Origin of the sequence: Kitasatospora sp. NPDC098652 (assembly GCF_044760155.1) — a bacterium.
Taxonomy (GTDB): Bacteria; Actinomycetota; Actinomycetes; order Streptomycetales; family Streptomycetaceae; genus Kitasatospora.
Window position 1 is genome coordinate 16,414 of sequence record NZ_JBIWAQ010000027.1, and the last position, 15,647, is coordinate 32,060.

The following is a 15,647-nucleotide window of genomic DNA, read 5'->3' on the forward strand; positions in this document are numbered from 1 at the left end:
TCGCTCGCTTCGCTCGCTCACGTGAGGTCTCCATTGACGGGCCGCAGCAGCGCCACGGCCATCTCGACGAGTTCTTCGGGGGACGGGCCCACGTCCAGGACGGCGCCGCGCTCGTCCGCACCCAGGGGCTCCAGGGTGGCGTACTGGGATCCGAGCAGCGACGACGGCATGAAGTGGCCGGTGCGGTGGGAGAGCCGGTCCTCGACCAGCTCGTGACCGCCGCTGAGGTGCAGGAAGAAGGCGCCCGGGGCGGCCGCGCGCAGGATGTCGCGGTAGCCGTGCTTCAACGCCGAGCAGGTGACCACGCCGCCGGTGCCGGACTCGGTGTGCTCCTTGAGCCAGGCGCCGATGGCGCGCAGCCAGGGTTCCCGGTCCTGGTCGTCCAGCGGGGTGCCGGCGGACATCTTGGCGATGTTGGCCGGCGGGTGGAACTCGTCCGCCTCGGCGAAGGGGAGATCGAGGCGGTCGGCCAGGAGGCGGGCCAGGGTGGTCTTGCCGACACCGGAGACGCCCATCACCACGACGGTGAGGGGGGTGCCCGGGAGGGCGCGGTTCTCGACGTTGAGAGCCATCAGTGGTGCTCCTTCGTTGCAGGCCGCCACTATCGCTTCAAAGATATGACGTATTCAAGTGCCGGAAACCAAATCGTCATACTTTTGGGGTGTGGGGTAGATCGCAGGGCGATGCGCACCGCGCGGGGGCGGCCGACTACCCTGGGCGGATGGAGATCCAGGGGCTGCCCGGCCGGCTGCTTGACGAACTCGGGCCGGCGATCGCGTCCGGGGAGATCCCCGAGGGCGCGGTGCTGCGCGGGGAGGACCTGGAGGAGCGGTTCGGGGTGTCCCGGACGGTCGTCCGGGAGGCGGTGCGCGTCCTGGAGGGGATGCGCCTGGTGGCGTCCCGGCGGCGGGTCGGGATCACCGTCCAGCCGAAGTCGCTCTGGGACGTCTTCGACCCCATGGTGATCCGCTGGCGACTGGCCGGCGCCGACCGGCCCGCCCAGCTGCGCTCGCTCGGCTCCCTGCGGGTGGCCGTCGAACCGGCCGCGGCCGCGCTCGCCGCGAGCCACGCCAGCGACGACGACCGGCGCGAACTCAGCTCGCTGGCGGTGGAGTTGACGGTCTCCGCCCGGGAGGCCGACCTCACCACCTTCCTCGGGTACGACATCGCCTTCCACGCCCTCGTCCTGCGCGCCTCCGGGAACGAGATGTTCGCCCACCTCGGCGACACCGTCGGGGCGGTGCTCACCGGCCGGACCGAGTACCATCTGATGCCCCATCAGCCCGAGCCGTACGCGATCAGACTGCACCGGGAGGTCGCCGACGCGATCTGCGGCGGCGACGCCGCGCACGCCGAACGGGCGATGCGGACGATCGTCACCGGCGCCCTGGAGGAGCTCAACCAGCAGTTGGGGTGAGCTCCGCTCCCGCCGCCTGCCCGGATGGCACGGTTTGACGGCAGTTCGGTGGATTCGGACGCATGGTCCGGGTTCGGCGGGGGCAGAGTGAGGTGAAGGGGGCGCAATTCGTGTGCGCCCGTTCCCCGTTCCAGCACCGGATCCGCGCCTGGGGGTCGCCCGATGTCCGCGCCACGCCGTCGCCGCCGCCTGCCCGACGAGGTGCGCTCCGCCGCAGTCCGGGCGGTGCTCTGCCTCTCCTTCACGCTGGTGGGCGTGGTCGTCGCGACCTTGGCCTCGTACGCGGGCAGTTGGCTGCTGACACCCGCGCTGTTGGCGATGGGGCTGGGGGTGTTCGGCACGATGTGGTGCCTGCTGGAGATCCTGATCTCCCGCCAGGTCGCCGCCCAGCGGATGCGCGGGCCGAACTCCGCGCACCCGATGGCGGGCAGCCGGGTCGCCCCCGAACCGCTGGCGCCCCGCCCGTTCCCCCGGCCGGGGCCGGGCAGCGCGCCGCAGCAGTCCTACCGCCCGCAGCCGCCGCAGGCTCAGCAGCCGCAGGCCGGGCGGCCCGGCCAGGCTCCGTACCGGGGCCAGTCGCAGCAGCCGCCGCAGTTGCCGACCACCTGACCGGGCGCTGTGACCGGGCGCTGCGGCCGGGCGCTCTGGCCAGGCGGTGAACGACGGGCCGTCAGATCACGATCCGGTAGTGGGTGGTGAGCCGGCGGTCGTCGTCCAGGACGTGGAAGGCGAGCATCGGCGGGTGGTCGAAGGTGATGCCCCTCCCGCCCTCGCAGGGCAGCGTGGTGGTGGAGACCACCCCGGGTGCGACCAGCAGCGGCAGGCCCGCGAAGGTGGACGCGGCGGGCGTGTGGGAGTGGCCGCAGAGCAGCGCGGCCACCCGGGGGTGCCGGCGCAGCACCTCCGCCAGCCGGGCCTCGCCGAACTGGCGGATCCGGTCGACGCTCGGGATGTGCAGCTCGACCGGCGGGTGGTGGAAGGCCACCAGGGCCGGCGACTCCTGGCGGCCGGAGGCGAGTTGGGCCTCCAGCCAGTCGAGGGTGGCGTCCGCCAGCAGGCCGTCGTGCTGCCCGGGTATCGAGGAGTCGAGCATCAGCACGTCGACGCCGGGCAGCCGGTGCAGCCGGTTGACCGGGCCCGTCGACGGCGCCTCGCCGAGCAGCACCTCCCGGTACGGCTCCCGGACGTCGTGGTTGCCGGGGCAGGTGAGCACCGGGTGCCGGGACTCCAGCACCTCGGCGACCTGGCGGTACTCCTCGGGCGAGCCGTGGTCGGCGAGGTCGCCGGTGACCAGCACCGCGTCCAGCGGGCCGGGCAGGGCGTCGAGGTACGCCATCACCTGCTCGGCCCGCCGCCGGGCGCGCTTGCCGCCGTCCCGACGGTGGACCTGGCCGAGGTGGATGTCACTGAGGTGCGCGATCGTCAACATGGCGATCACGCTAATCAGTTCACGGCTGGGCGGGAACCTCCGCCGGGCGCTTGAACATCCGGGTGGCGGTGATCTCGCCGTGGATGGTCGGGCCGTCCGGGTCCTGCGGGGCGGGCAGGCCCGGGCGCAGGTGCTCCTCCACCGAGATGTACTTGAGGCCGGCCCGCAGGTCGGCGTCGTTGCGCAGCCGGATCACCAGCGGGAACTCGGCGAGCGCCGTGGTGTCGAACAGGCCGGTGGTGTAGATCAGCTGGACGCCGAGCGCGTCCGCCACCGCACGCTGGAGCTCCAACAGGTAGGTGGCGTTGGCGCGGCCGATCGGGTTGTCGAGGAACAGCGTGCCGGCGTGCCGCAGTTGGGACTGGCCGCGGTCGTTGGCGCGCAGCGCGGCCATCGTGCAGTAGAGCGCGATGGCGGCGGTGAGCAGCTGGCCGCCGGAGAACACGTCGGACATCTGGCCGACGCTCACCCGCTCGGCGCGCAGCACCGCGTCGGGCTTGAGGATCTCGACGCTGACGCCCTTGGGGCCGATCGCGGCGGCGACGCCGCGCAGCAGCAGGGACATGCCGTCGCGGCGCAGGTCGCTGTTCTTCCGGACGGCGGCGCGGGTGGCCTCGTCGATGACCTCGCCGAGGCGCTCGACCAGGGTGGCGTGGTCCGGGTCCTCGAAGCGGATCCGCAGGAACTCCTGGCCGGACCACTCCCCCAGGCCCTCGGGCAGCCGGGACAGCCGCTGGGCGGCGCGCAGGGTGGTGAGCGAGGACTCGACCAGTCCGCGCAGCCGGTCGACGATCGAGCCGCGGTTCTTCTCCAGCTGGGTGAGCTCGTCGGTGAGCACCCGCAGCCGGGGGGCGAAGGCGGCGGCCCAGGCGGCCGCGTGCTCGGGCAGCGCGGACGCGGGCAGTTCGCGGATCTGCTGGCGGGCGGGCGTGCGGACGGCCTCGTAGCGGGCCGCGTTGGCGTGCCGGACCAGCGCGTCGGAGGCGTCCCGGACGGCGAGTTCGGCGGAGGACAGCTCGCCGACGGCCGTGCGCAGGGCGCGGCGGGCCTCGGTGGAGGCGTTGCGGGCCTCGGGCAGCGGGCCGAGGTAGGGCTCGACCGGCTGGCCGTCCTCCTCCGGCTGCTCGCGCAGGCCGTCGCGCAGCTGGCCGGCCAGCTCGTCGAAGTCGGCGGCGGCCGACTGGGCGGCGTCGAAGGTGCGCTGGAGGTCGGCGTGCGCGGTGCGGGCGGTCTCGACGGCCTCGCGGCACTCGGCGAGCCGGCTGGTGGCCGTACGCAGCAGCACCTGGGCGTGCTCGGGGTCGGTGGGGACCAGCTCCTCGGGCAGCTCGGTGTGCGCCTCGCCGTCGGCGGGGGCGGAGCGCTCGACCTCGCCGCGCAGCCGGCCGAGCTGCTCGCTGGCGGCGGCGGAGCGGGCCTCGATGGTGGCGACCAGTTCCTCGGCGCGGGCGGCGGCGGCCTGGCGGGCGGGGCCGTCGGCGCCGTCGGGGCTGCCGAGGAGTTCCTCGGCGCGGGTGCGGACCTTGTTGGTGAGCCGGTCGAGCTCGGCCGCGGCGGCGGCCTCGTCGCCTTCGGCGCGGGCCTGCTCGGCGCGCAGGTCGGCGCCGACGCCGACCTTCTCGTACAGCTGGGCGGCGGCCCGGTAGGCCTCGCGCAGGGCCGGCAGCGCGGCGGGGGCGGTCTGCTCGGCGGGCTCGTCGGCCTGCTCGGCGGCGGGGATCTCGGCGCGTTCGGCGCGCAGCGCGCGCGCGGTGCGGCGGGCGTCGTCGGCGGCGCGCTGGGCGGCGCGGCGGTCCTCGTCGCAGGTGCGGGCGCGTTCGGCGCAGACGGCCTGGCGGCGGTCGCACTCGGCCGCGTCCTCGGCGAGTTCGCGCTGGCGGCGGGCCCAGTTGGCGCGCTCGCGCAGCCGGAAGGCGAGGCCGGAGAGGGCGTCGGCACGGCGGCGGGCGCGCTGGGCGGCCTCCCGGTGCTCCTCGTGGGCGGAGGCGGCGGCCGCGTGGTCGGTCTCGGCCTCGTCGTGGTCGGCGCGCAGGGTGGCCAGGGCGGCGGCGGCCTGCTCGGCGTGCTCGCGGGCGGCCTCGGCGGCGGTGGCGAGTTCGGCGAGGGTGCCGGGCGGGCAGCTGGCGTGCCAGGAGGCGAGCCGGGCGGCGAGGGCGCGGTCGGCGCCGAGCCGGCCGGCGAGTTCGCGGATGTGCTCCTCGCGGGCGGCGGCGCGGGCGCGCAGTTCGCGGCGCTCGCCGTCGGCGGCGGACTCGTCGTGCATGGCCGGGTTCGGCGGCACCAGGAAGAAGGCGGGCTCGTCGGTGATCGGGGCGATCAGCGAGGCGGCGGCGCCGACGGCGACGGTGGAGCGCGGCAGCAGGGCGGCGGCCTGGAGGGCCTCGCGGGCGCGCTCCAGCGAGGCCGGGTCGGTGACGACCACGCCGTCCACCAGTTCGGGGCGGGCGGCGAGGATCGCCTCGTGGTCGGCGGGGTCGACGGACTGGGCGAGGTAGCGCCAGCCGGGCAGGGCGGGGATGCCGTGCTCGGCCAGGTACTCGACGGTGGCCAGCACGTCGGGGCCGGGCGGCAGCAGGCCGCCGTCACCGAGGGCGGCGAGGATGCGGGAGTCGTCGGCGGCGGCGGTGCGCAGGTCGAACAGGGTGCGTTCGGCGGTGGCGATGGCCTCGTCGAGGAGTTCGCGCAGGTACTCGGCGTTGCGGTCGAGGACGGCGGGGGTGAGGAAGCCGGCGTCCTCCTCGGCGCCGTCCTGGTACGGGGTGAGGGAGAGCAGGTCGGCGAGGCGCTGCTCGGTGGCGAGCAGGGCGGCGGTGCGCTGCTCGGCGGCCAGCGCCCGGGCCGCGTCCTTGCGGGCGTCACCGGCCCGTTCGGCGGCGAGTTCGGCGCGCGAGGTGGCGGCCGCGGCCTCGCGCAGCCGGGTGGCGGCGGCCTTCGCGGCGGTCCGGGCCTGGGCGAGGGCCGCGGCGGCGGCCTGCTCCACGTCGGCGGCGTGCAGGGCGGCGCGGGCCGGGTCCACGTCGCCGTCGGAGTCGATGAAGCCGGCCTCGACGGCGGCCTCGGTCTCCTGCTCGACCTCGGCGAGGCGCTGGCGCAGGTGCTCGGCCTCGCTGCGGGCCTTCTGGGCGGCGGTGGCGGCCTCGGTGGCGTCGGTCTGGGCCTTGCCGCCGTCCTCCTGGAGCTCGCTGGCGCGCTGCTCCTCGGTGTCGGCGCGGGTCTCGGCGGCCGCGGCGGCGGCTTCCAGGGCGCGGGCGAGCGCGCCGGCGGCGCGGGCGCGGGCGGCGAGCGCCGGGGCGGCGTCCAGTTCGGCCTCGCGGATGGCGACGGCGACCCGGGCGACCCGGTCGGCGGCGGCGCGCTGGCGCAGCACGGCCTCGGCGGCCTGCCAGGCGGAGTGCAGGGTGCGGGCGTCGATGAGTTCGCGGCGCAGGGTGGCGGCCTCGGCGGTGGCCGCGGCGAGGCTCAGGGTGGCGTGCCGGTGGGTGAGTTCGTCGGCGATCAGGCTGTGCCGGGTGCGGTCGGCCTCGGCGGCGGTGACGGCGCTCACGGCGGCGGCGACCTCGATGGCGAGGTCCTGGGCGCGGTCGCGTTCGGCGGCGGCGCGGGAGGTGAGGGCGTGGGCGAGGCGGCGGGCGCGGCGTTCGGCGGTGCGGTGCGCCTCGCGGACGGTCTCGCGGGCGCCGGTGGCCTCGACGATGCGTTCCAGCAGGTCGAGCGAGCCGGCGGTGAAGTCGCGTTCGGCGGTGAGTTCGGAGCGCAGGCCGAGCTTGGCGGCGAAGCCGTGGACGAGGTCGGCCAGGCCGTCGGTGTCCCGGGTGTCGGTGACGGCGCGCAGCAGCAGGTCGGTGAAGTCCTTGTCCTGCTTGACCGCGAAGAGGCCGGCCGCCTCGCCCTCGTCGGCGTTCATCTCGCGCTGGTAGCGGAAGAGTTCGGGGTCGAGGCCGAGTTCGCCGAGGTGTTCGGTCCAGCGGTCGTGGCCGTCCTCGAAGACCAGGTCGAGGTGGGGGTGGGCCTTGCCGGCCTCGGTGAGGGCGTCGCGGAAGCCCTTCATGGTGCGGCGGCGGCCGCGGGCCTTCTGGTCGCCGGCCAGGCTGACCCGTTCGGCGACGGGGAGCGAGTCGAGGGTGAGGCCGGGGCCGGGGCGGAAGGAGTACCAGGTCTCGGCGAACTTGCGCGGGTCGGAGGAGACCTGGCGGCCGCGCCACTCGCTGACCTTGCCGACCACGATCAGTTCGCCGGTGACGGTGTGCTGCCACTCCAGGGCGACGTGGCCGCAGTCGTCGGCGAGCAGGAACTTGCGCAGCACGCCGGAGCTGGCACCGCCGAGGGTGTTGCGGTGGCCGGGGAGCATCACCGAGAAGATCAGCTTGAGCAGGACGGACTTGCCGCCGCCGTTCTCCAGGAAGAGCACGCCGGCCGGGGCGGGGCGGCGGACCGGGCCGTCGGTGTCCTCGCCGAACAGGCCGATCTGCTGGGGGGCCGGGTCGGCGACGGGCTCGCCGACGCCGCGCAGGTCGAGCACCGTGTCGGCGTAGCGGGCGCCGGCCGGTCCGATCGAGTAGAGGCGGACCCGGTTGAGCTCGTACATGTGCGGCGGTTCTCCGTGCGTCTATGGGGTTGTCAGAACGATCAGAGCGAGTGGAACGGCAGGCCGGCGTCGGCGACCAGCTCGTCGGAGGTGTCCGGCGGCAGCAGGCTGGCGGTGCCGTCGGAGACCGGGACGATGCCGAGGTCGAGCAGTTCGGCCATCGCGGCGCTGCCGGCCAGGTCGCGGACCTGGAGCTGGTAGCGGGCGGTGGTGCGGTAGGTGCCGCCGGAGTCGTCGGAGACCTTCTGCAGGAAGCCGGAGTCGACCAGGAACATCACCGCCTTGGCCACGATGCCGATGGTGGAGCCGGAGAGCCGGCGGGCGTCCTTGGTGGCACCGGTGGCGGTGCGCCGGGCCCAGACCCGCCAGGCGGCCTCCAGACCGGGGGCGTCGCTGGCCGGGTCGGTGTTGGCGCCCTCGGCGTCGGCCTGCTCCTCCAGGCGGCGGCAGGCCTGCCGGACGAAGGAGTCGACGCCGTTGACGGTGATCCGGCCGAGGTAGCCGTCGTCGGCGAGGTCCTCGGGGCGGGGGAAGGCCATCGCGGCGACGGCGAGGTGGGCCAGTCCGTGCAGGAAGCGGTCGGTGGACTCGGAGGCGGCGCGGCGGGAGTAGTCGCCCATCCGGACGGCGAACAGCGACTCCTCGGCGGCGGCGACGGCCATCCCGGCCCGCGGCGAGACCTCCAGGACGACCAGGCCCATGCCGGTGGCGACGGCGTCGGCGAGGCGGGCGAACGGCGGGTCCTCGCGGTGGCGGCGGACGAGTTCGGCGTACTCGGCGTCGCGGGCGGGGAGCAGCTTGGCCTGGAGGCCGAAGGAGACCAGCCGGGCGGCGTCGGCGACGTCGGCCGGGGTGATCGGCGCGGGGGCCGCGGGTTCGGTCTCGGCCGCCCAGGACGTGTCGTGGTGGGTCGTCACGGGCGGTGCTCCTCGGGGGTGGCGCGGTGGTGGTGGGTCGTCAACGTGGGTGCCTGGGGGTGTCGCGGCCGGGCCGTCAGCCGGCGTCCTTGCGGTCGGCGGCCATGCCGACCGCGTCGAGCAGGGCGCTGCCGACGATCAGGTCGGCGCCGCCGAACTCCCGGTCGCGCAGCGGGGTGCCGTCGTCCACGGCGAACAGCAGCCGCTCCTCGCCCTGGCGGTAGGCGGTGCCGACCGGCGGGCTGGCCGCGTGCACGGCCAGCAGGGCCACCAGGTAGGGGAGTTCCGGGTCCTGCTTGCGGGCGTCGGCGAGCAGGCCGGAGAGCCGGCGGGGGGCGTCCGGGGGCAGGTCGAGGAGTTCCTGGGCGGCTTCCAGCTGGGCCTCGGAGAAGCGGCTGTCGTCCGGGGTGGCGACGAGGTCCGGGTCGGGCAGCTCGGCGCCGAGGTGCTCGCGCTCGACCGGCGGGGTGAGCAGCAGGTCGACCAGGTCGGTGACCCGGACCGAGACGGGGGTGCGCAGTCCGGCGCCGCGGGCGAAGAAGGCGCCGGTGGGCCGGACGGCCTGCTCCACCGGCAGCCGCAGCACGGGGGCGAGCAGCTGGCCGTACAGGTCGATGCCGCTGCGGGCGCCGGGGGTGGCGAAGGCCTGCCGGTCCTGCTCGGCGCGGAACAGCGGCCCGGCCTCCAGCAGCCGGGTCTGGAGCTGGGTGTGGCGGCGGATGCAGTCCTTGACGATGTCGACCAGCTCGGCGGCGCGGCGCTTGTGCTCCTGGTCCTCGGCCTCGTCGCGGGCCTTGCGGATGTTGGTGAGAATCGCGTTCTCGTGCCGGTAGCGGTCGGCGATGTGGTCCAGCGCCTCGTCGATGAGGTCCGGGACGGCCTGCATCCAGTCGACCGCGCGGACGTTGCGGCGGGTGGCGTCGAGGGCGCGGCGCAGCGTCTCGGCGTACTGGACGGTGCGGTAGCGGGCCTGTTCGGCGGCGAGCTGGGCGTCGGCCAGGCGGCCGCGGCGGATCAGCACCTCCAGCTTGACCTCGGCGGCGATCTGGGCCGAGGTGACGTCGGTGTCGAGGGCGCCGACCAGGACGTTGACCGCCTCGTCGGTGGTGCGCAGGTAGACGCCGCCGTCGGGGCCGGGGACCTCCTCGATCAGCTTGAAGTCGTAGTCCCGGCGGACGTACTCGCCGTCGGCGCCGAAGGTGCCGTAGACGGCGCGGAAGCCGCGGTCCACGCTGCCGACGTTGATCAGCGACTCCAGCACCCAGCGGGCGACCCGCTCGTGCTCGGGGGCGGGCCGGCGCGGGGCCTGGGCGGCGACCCGGGGCAGCATCCGGGCGAGCACTATCTCGCGGTCGGCCCCGGTGTCGAAGTCCATGTGCAGGGTGACCAGGTCGATCGCGGCGAGGCCGACCTCGGCCATCGCGTAGCCGCCGTACTCGCCGGCCAGGTTGACCTTGCGGCTGTCCAGGTCGTGCAGCGGGGCGGTGCAGGCCAGCGCCTTGAGCCGGCGGGCCAGGCCCTCGTCGGCGGCGGGGCCGGGCGCGGGCCGCGGTGCGGGCACGGCGGCGCCGGCGGCCGGGCGGAGGCCGGGCTCGGTGGGCGGGTCAGCGATGGCGGTCACGGTGGACAAGATTAGAGGTTCGCACCGACATCGACCGAAACGGACCTTGCGGACGGGCGGAGCGGCAGCTGGGCGGCGGTGCACGGGGCCGAATCGGAACGGGATTTCGACGGAATCCCGCCATTCTCGAACGAGCATGCGAGAAAACCGTGAGGTCAGCGCGATGGTTCGGTGATGATCGACCCATGATCACCCGACTGGCGAAAGCCGGCCTCGCCGCCGCGCTGTCCGTGACCACCCTCGTCGCAGGCGCCACCGCCGCCACGGCCGCCACGGCCACGCCGACCGATACGCCCGGCCCCTCGGCCCAGCACGTGACGGTCTCGCTGAACGGCTACCTGCCGCGCACCGCCCCGCCCGGGCCGGGCCAGTTCTCGGTCGGCTGGACCTCGGCCGGCACGGCCGACCTCACCGGGCCGACCCACATCACCCTCGACCTGCCGCAGGGCCTCACCACCGACGGCGCGATGTTCTACTCCACGCCGTACGACTACACCTTCACCGAGACCGTCTCGCCGGACGGCCGCCACCTGGACGCCGTCCTGGTGGGCTCCCGGCGGGTCGGGTTCTCCGAGTTCATGAAGCTGAAGGTGTACGGCGACCCGTCCAAGGCGTCCGGCCAACTGGTCGCCACCATCGGCAACCCGAACGACACCGACCCGACCGGCCACGTCGCGATCGCGACGCTGGACGGCAGCACCCCCGCGCCGGTCGTCCCGGACGCGCCGTCCGTGACCGGCCTGGACACCGCCACCGGCCCGGGCGCGGGCGGCACCCCGGTCACCGTCAGCGGCGGCAACCTGGCCCACGGCATGGTGCTGGTCGGCGGCGTCCCGGCGCCGGGCAGCTGCACCGACACCGCCTGCACGGTGACCACCCCCGGCGGATCCGGCAGCGCCCCGGTCAGCGTGGTCACCCCGGGCGGCACGGCCGCGGCCCCGGCGGCCTTCGACTACACCGGTGCCGCCCCGCCGGCGCCGCCCGCGCCGACGGTCACGTACCTCGGCCCGGCCGCCGGGCCGGTGGCCGGCGGCACCTCGGTCTCCATCGCGGGCCGCAACCTGACGTACGGCGCGGTGCGGTTCGGCGGGGTGCCCGCCGACCGCGTCTCCTGCGGGCCGCAGTACTGCACGGCGTACGCGCCGCCGGTCGGTGGGCCCGGGCCGGTGGACGTCACGGTCACCACGGCGGGCGGCACCAGCGCGCCGATGACGTTCACGTACACGGCGTAGCCGCTCCCCCTCCCGGTGCCCGGGTGCCGCTTCGGCGCCCGGGCACCGGTGCGTCCGGGGCCGGTGCATCCGGGGGCGGTCGCCGGGCCTCGGCCGGGCGCCGGTTCGTCCGGGGGCGGTGCGTCTGGGGGCGGTGCATCCGGAGCCGGTGATCTGCGGACCGCTGCGCGGGACCCGCCGGCGTGGCGATTCATCGACATGTCGTTCGGCGTCTTCGGTGTCATTCCGCTGCTGATCGTGCTCCGAGCCCTGCGCCCGCTGGAACGTTCCTTCCAGCAGCGCCTTGCCGCGAACTGAGTCCACCGCGCCGGGGCGCCACCCCAGGGCGCGCACGTAAAGGCTGCGCGCCGGTCGGCCCGCCGCCCATCCGGGTGACGGACAACGGGCTTCACCGCCAGGCCCTACCATCTGGCTCAACAGCTGCTGGAAGGCGGACGGGCGTGGCCGATGCGGTGATCGATCTCAATGCGGACCTCGGCGAGGGGTTCGGGCGGTGGACCCTGACCGACGACGAGGCCCTGCTCTCCGTGGTGACCAGCGCCAACGTCGCCTGCGGCTTCCACGCCGGGGACCCGTCGACGATGCGCCGGGTCTGCGCCCTGGCCGCCGAACGCGGCGTCCGGATCGGCGCCCAGGTCTCCTACCGCGACCTCGCGGGCTTCGGCCGCCGCGCCATGGACGTCCCGCCGGAGGAACTCGCCGACGAGATCGCCTACCAGATCGGCGCCCTCCAGGTCTTCGCCCGGGCGGCCGGCTCCCGGGTCTCCTACGTCAAACCGCACGGCGCGCTCTACAACCGGGTGGTCTCCGACTCCGAACAGGCCGAGGCCGTGGTGGCCGGGGTGCTGCGGGCCGGCGCGGTCTGCGACGGGCCGCTGCCCGTCCTGGGACTGCCCGGCTCCCGGCTGCTCGCCGTCGCCGAGGGGGTCGGTCTGCCGGTGGTCGCCGAGGCCTTCGCCGACCGCGCCTACACCTGGGCCGGCACCCTCGTCCCGCGCCGCGAACCCGACGCGGTGGTGCACGACCCCGAGACGGTCATCACCCGGGCGGTCGGGATCGCCCGGGACGGCGCGGTGGAGGCCGTCGGCGGCGACCGGATCGCCGTCGAGGCCCGCTCGCTGTGCGTCCACGGCGACACCCCCGGCGCCGCCCAGCTCGCCTGGCGGATCCGCGGGGCGCTGGCCTCGGCCGGGGTGCGGGTCGAGGCGTTCACATGACGGGCGCCGCCGGGGGGCGGCTCGGCGGGGGCCTCGGCGCCGGACTCGGCGGGGGGCTCAGCGGCGAACCGCCCGGCGCGGGCCCGTCGGTGCGGCGGGTGGGCGAGCGGGCGCTGCTGGTCGAGCTCCCGGGGACGGCCGAGGTCGCCGCGCTGTACGGCTGGCTGCGCGACCGGCAGGCCGGCGGGGAGCTCGGCGAGGTCGGCGAGATCGTGCCCGCCGCCCGCACCGTCCTGCTGGACGAGGTCGCGGACGTCGCCGCGGTGGCCGCGCTGCTGCGCACCGCCCGTCCGGCGGCGGCCACCGCGGCGGACGGGCCGCTGGTGGAGGTCCCGACCGTGTACGACGGCGCCGACCTCGCGGAGGTCGCGGCGCTCTGGGGCGTCTCCGCCGAGGCGGCCGTACGGATCCACACCGAGCCCGAGTACGTGGTCGCCTTCTGCGGCTTCGCCCCCGGCTTCGGCTACCTCACCGGACTGCCGCCGCAGTACGGGGTGCCGCGCCGGGCCACCCCGCGCAGCGCCGTCCCGGCCGGCTCGGTGGCGCTGGCCGGGAGGTACACCGGTGTCTACCCGAGCCCGTCGCCCGGCGGCTGGCAGCTGATCGGGCGGACGGCGCTGGCGCTCTGGGACCCGGCCCGGGAGCCGGCGGCCCTGCTGGCGCCGGGGGTGCGGGTCCGGTTCACGGCGGTACGGGCGTAGCGGCGGGGCGGGCGGAGCAGGGGGCAGGCGGGGCGGAGCCGTGGCGGCGTGGGGGCCGAGCTTGCACCCGGAGGAGGCACCGGGCGCCCGTCAGCCCCGGCCCGACAACAGCTCAGCGATGACGCGTTGGGCCGGGTCGAGCGCCGTCTCCCCCTCCTCGACCGCCCAGACCGCGTACTGCAGCACCCGGGCGAGCGTCCAGGCGGCCGCCACCTCCCGGTCCACCTCCAGCGCCTCCACCAGCAGGTCGAAGCGGCGCCGCAGCGCCCGGGCCGGACTTCCGCCGGCCGTGACGTCCGCCCAGCGGTTGCGCAGCGCGGGCAACAGTTCGAAGCCGGGGTGCCCGGCCAGCGGCTTGGGGTCGATGGCCAGCCAGGGCGCCCGGTCGGCGCCCGGCAGCGGGGCGAGGACGTTGCCGTAGTGGAGGTCCCAGTGCAGCAGCTGGTCCCCCGGCTCGGCGCGGGCGGCACGGAGGGCGGCCGCGCAGTCGGCGAGCAGGCGCCGCTCGTCCGGGTCGGTGTGGGCGGCGACCGCGGCCGGGGCGCGCAGCAGCAGGTCGTCCGCAAGATCGGCCAAGGTGCGCAGGCCGGGCGGTGCCTGATGGAACGTCAACTCCCGTAGCAGATCGGCGATCACCCGTACCGCGGCGAGGTCGTCGGCCACGCTGAGCAGCGAGCGGGACGGGTCCAGGCGCTCCAACAGCATCGCGCCGGTGGCCGGTTGGTGGTCGAGCAGCCGGACGGCGCCGCGGCCGCCCCAGGCCCGGAGGGCGAGCGGCTCGCCCGCCGTCTCCTCGTCCACCGGCTGGAGCTTGAGCGCCGCGGGCGTACCGTCGGCGCGGCGCACCGGCAGCACCAGCGCGACCACGCCGTGGGCCACCGGCCCGTCCGGGCACAGCTCCCAGTGTTCGGTCAACTCGGCTGCCAGGGAGGGGAGTCGGGCCGCCCAGGCGCGTCCCCGCGCGCCGAGGTACCCGGCCAGTGAGGCGGCCAGTGCGGGCGGGACGAGGACGGGCATGGTACGGGCTCCTCTCCGACGGTGCCGTCCAGCCTAGTTGGGAGCCTGCGCGGACTCCCCGAGCGCCGTGGCGGCGGCCGCCGCGAAGCCGTCCGGATTGTCGAGCATGATGTTGTGCCCGCAGTCCGGCACCTCCACCACCCGGACCCCTGCCGCGCGCAGGCCGTCGGCGTCCGAGGGGGCGTCCGCCGCCGGGTGGAGGAAGGTGCGCGGGAGGTCGAGTCCGAGCAGCAGGGCGCGCATGGTCGGCTCGCTGCCCCGGGCGAGGTGCACGGCGCTGCGGTGGAGGGCCTCGGGCCCGGCCAGCCGCATGGTGGACCACCAGGACGGGCCGACCCGCTCGGCGACCTCCGCCCGGCCGCCGGCCAGGAACTCGGCCTCGGTGTAGTCGGCTATCCCGCTGCTGCCGATCCGCTCGCGATCGGGCGCGACCGGGTCGAGATTGGCGTCCACCAGGACCAGCCGGGAGACCAGCCCGGGGTGGCGGTGCGCCAGGACGATCGCGATCGCGCCGCCCATGCTGTGGGCGATCACCTCGACCTGCCGGAGCCCGGCCGCCGCGACGGCCCTGGCGACCGCGTCGGCGTGCTGCTCCAGGGTGTAGCCGAAGTCGGTGGGCCGGTCGCTGATCCCGAAGCCGAGCAGGTCGAGCAGCAGCGCGCGGCGCCCGGTGAGCAGCGGGTGGGCGGCGGCGGCCGCGAAGTAGACCGGCGAGCTGGAGCCGAGGCCGTGCAGGTAGAGCCGGGCGGGCTCGGCGCCGGGCAGCTCGACCCAGCGGATGCGGTCGCCGTTCGGGGTGACGGGGGTCTCGCGCACGTGCACACACTCCTGGGTCGGGTCGCTCGATGGCTGCGGTTCGGTGCTGCGGTTCGGTGCTGCGGTTCGGTACTGTCGAGGCCAGACCATACCTCGAAGTCGAGGTATACCGGAACCGATATACCGGCGTACCGAGACACGGATCTGGGAGAGTGACCTCATGCTCAAGCTCGCGATCCTCGGCTTCCTGTACGACCGCCCGCTGCACGGCTACGAACTGCGCCGCCACCTCGCCGCGCTCACCGGTCACATCCGCCCGATCAGCGACGGCTCGCTCTACCCCGCGATCAAGCGACTGGAGGCCGACGGCCTGCTGGTGCGCGAGACCGAGCCCGGCAGCGCCGCCGCGCCCCGGCACACCCTCCACCTGACCGGGGCCGGCCGCGCCGCGCTGCTCGACCGGCTGCGCGAGCCCGAGCCGCTCGACATCAGCGACGGCAACCGCTGGACCACCGTGGTCTCCTTCCTGCGCCACCTCGACGACCCGGCCGCCCAGGCCGCCGTACTCCGGCGCCGACTGGCCTTCCTGTCCGAGCCGGCCAGCTTCTTCTACGAGGGCGACCGCCCGCGCAGCGCCGAGGAGTTCACCGACCCGTTCCGGCGCGGCCTGCTGCTGACCGCCCGGGCCACCACCGAGGCCGAACTCGCCTGGCTGCGCGCCACCCTGGCCGAGCTGGAGCTCCCGACGGGTTGAC

13 protein-coding genes are annotated in these 15,647 nt (G+C 75.7%); 6 read left to right on the forward strand and 7 right to left on the reverse strand.

Annotation, left to right across the window (positions count from 1 at the left end):
• Window positions 1-17 precede the first annotated feature (17 nt).
• Entirely contained in the window at window positions 18-572 is a 555-nt protein-coding gene (locus ACIQWA_RS35750; protein WP_402489922.1) for a gluconokinase, read from the reverse strand.
• Between the two features lie 149 nt (window positions 573-721).
• On the opposite strand from ACIQWA_RS35750, the gene ACIQWA_RS35755 reads away from it, so the two are divergent.
• On the forward strand, window positions 722-1,417 hold the full coding sequence (locus tag ACIQWA_RS35755) for a FadR/GntR family transcriptional regulator (RefSeq protein ID WP_402489924.1): 696 nt from the start codon (window positions 722-724) through the stop codon (window positions 1,415-1,417).
• Between the two features lie 162 nt (window positions 1,418-1,579).
• Window positions 1,580-2,026: a hypothetical protein gene (locus ACIQWA_RS35760; RefSeq protein ID WP_402489927.1), complete on the forward strand. Its 447-nt coding sequence runs from the start codon at window positions 1,580-1,582 to the stop codon at window positions 2,024-2,026.
• 61 nt (window positions 2,027-2,087) lie between these two features.
• Here the strand turns inward: ACIQWA_RS35760 and ACIQWA_RS35765 are convergent, their stop codons facing one another.
• The 4 genes from ACIQWA_RS35765 to ACIQWA_RS35780 all read right to left on the reverse strand — a co-directional run bounded on the left by ACIQWA_RS35765 (window position 2,088) and on the right by ACIQWA_RS35780 (window position 9,969).
• Window positions 2,088-2,846 carry a phosphodiesterase gene (locus tag ACIQWA_RS35765; RefSeq protein WP_402489930.1) on the reverse strand — a complete coding sequence of 253 codons (759 nt, stop codon included), beginning with the start codon at window positions 2,844-2,846 and terminating at the stop codon, window positions 2,088-2,090.
• Between the two features lie 19 nt (window positions 2,847-2,865).
• Window positions 2,866-7,431, reverse strand: a complete 4,566-nt coding sequence (locus tag ACIQWA_RS35770; protein WP_402489932.1) for a hypothetical protein — start codon at window positions 7,429-7,431, stop codon at window positions 2,866-2,868.
• 41 nt (window positions 7,432-7,472) lie between these two features.
• Window positions 7,473-8,348: a hypothetical protein gene (locus ACIQWA_RS35775; RefSeq protein WP_360243525.1), complete on the reverse strand. Its 876-nt coding sequence runs from the start codon at window positions 8,346-8,348 to the stop codon at window positions 7,473-7,475.
• A 76-nt stretch (window positions 8,349-8,424) separates the two neighbouring features.
• On the reverse strand, window positions 8,425-9,969 hold the full coding sequence (locus tag ACIQWA_RS35780; RefSeq protein WP_402489935.1) for a hypothetical protein: 1,545 nt from the start codon (window positions 9,967-9,969) through the stop codon (window positions 8,425-8,427).
• A gap of 185 nt (window positions 9,970-10,154) precedes the next feature.
• Here ACIQWA_RS35780 and ACIQWA_RS35785 point away from each other — a divergent pair, with 185 nt between their 5' ends.
• From ACIQWA_RS35785 to pxpB, 3 genes are all read left to right on the forward strand, one after another.
• The gene (locus ACIQWA_RS35785; protein ID WP_402489938.1) at window positions 10,155-11,201 is read left to right on the forward strand and encodes an IPT/TIG domain-containing protein; all 1,047 of its coding nucleotides are present in this window, start codon (window positions 10,155-10,157) and stop codon (window positions 11,199-11,201) included.
• A gap of 440 nt (window positions 11,202-11,641) precedes the next feature.
• On the forward strand, window positions 11,642-12,418 hold the full coding sequence (locus tag ACIQWA_RS35790; RefSeq protein WP_360243531.1) for a 5-oxoprolinase subunit PxpA: 777 nt from the start codon (window positions 11,642-11,644) through the stop codon (window positions 12,416-12,418).
• Window positions 12,415-13,119 carry a 5-oxoprolinase subunit PxpB gene (gene pxpB / locus ACIQWA_RS35795; RefSeq protein WP_402489940.1) on the forward strand — a complete coding sequence of 235 codons (705 nt, stop codon included), beginning with the start codon at window positions 12,415-12,417 and terminating at the stop codon, window positions 13,117-13,119. Before ACIQWA_RS35790 ends, pxpB begins: the two co-directional genes overlap by 4 nt.
• Window positions 13,120-13,209: 90 nt before the next feature.
• Here the strand turns inward: pxpB and ACIQWA_RS35800 are convergent, their stop codons facing one another.
• Both ACIQWA_RS35800 and ACIQWA_RS35805 read right to left on the reverse strand, forming a co-directional pair.
• Window positions 13,210-14,136, reverse strand: coding sequence for an aminoglycoside phosphotransferase family protein (locus tag ACIQWA_RS35800; protein WP_402489943.1), 927 nt, complete (start codon window positions 14,134-14,136; stop codon window positions 13,210-13,212).
• Window positions 14,137-14,169: 33 nt separating this feature from the next.
• Complete coding sequence (locus ACIQWA_RS35805; protein WP_402489946.1) at window positions 14,170-14,952, reverse strand: alpha/beta fold hydrolase; 783 nt, start codon at window positions 14,950-14,952, stop codon at window positions 14,170-14,172.
• A 160-nt stretch (window positions 14,953-15,112) separates the two neighbouring features.
• On the opposite strand from ACIQWA_RS35805, the gene ACIQWA_RS35810 reads away from it, so the two are divergent.
• Window positions 15,113-15,646: a PadR family transcriptional regulator gene (locus ACIQWA_RS35810; RefSeq protein WP_402489949.1), complete on the forward strand. Its 534-nt coding sequence runs from the start codon at window positions 15,113-15,115 to the stop codon at window positions 15,644-15,646.
• Window position 15,647 lies beyond the last annotated feature (1 nt).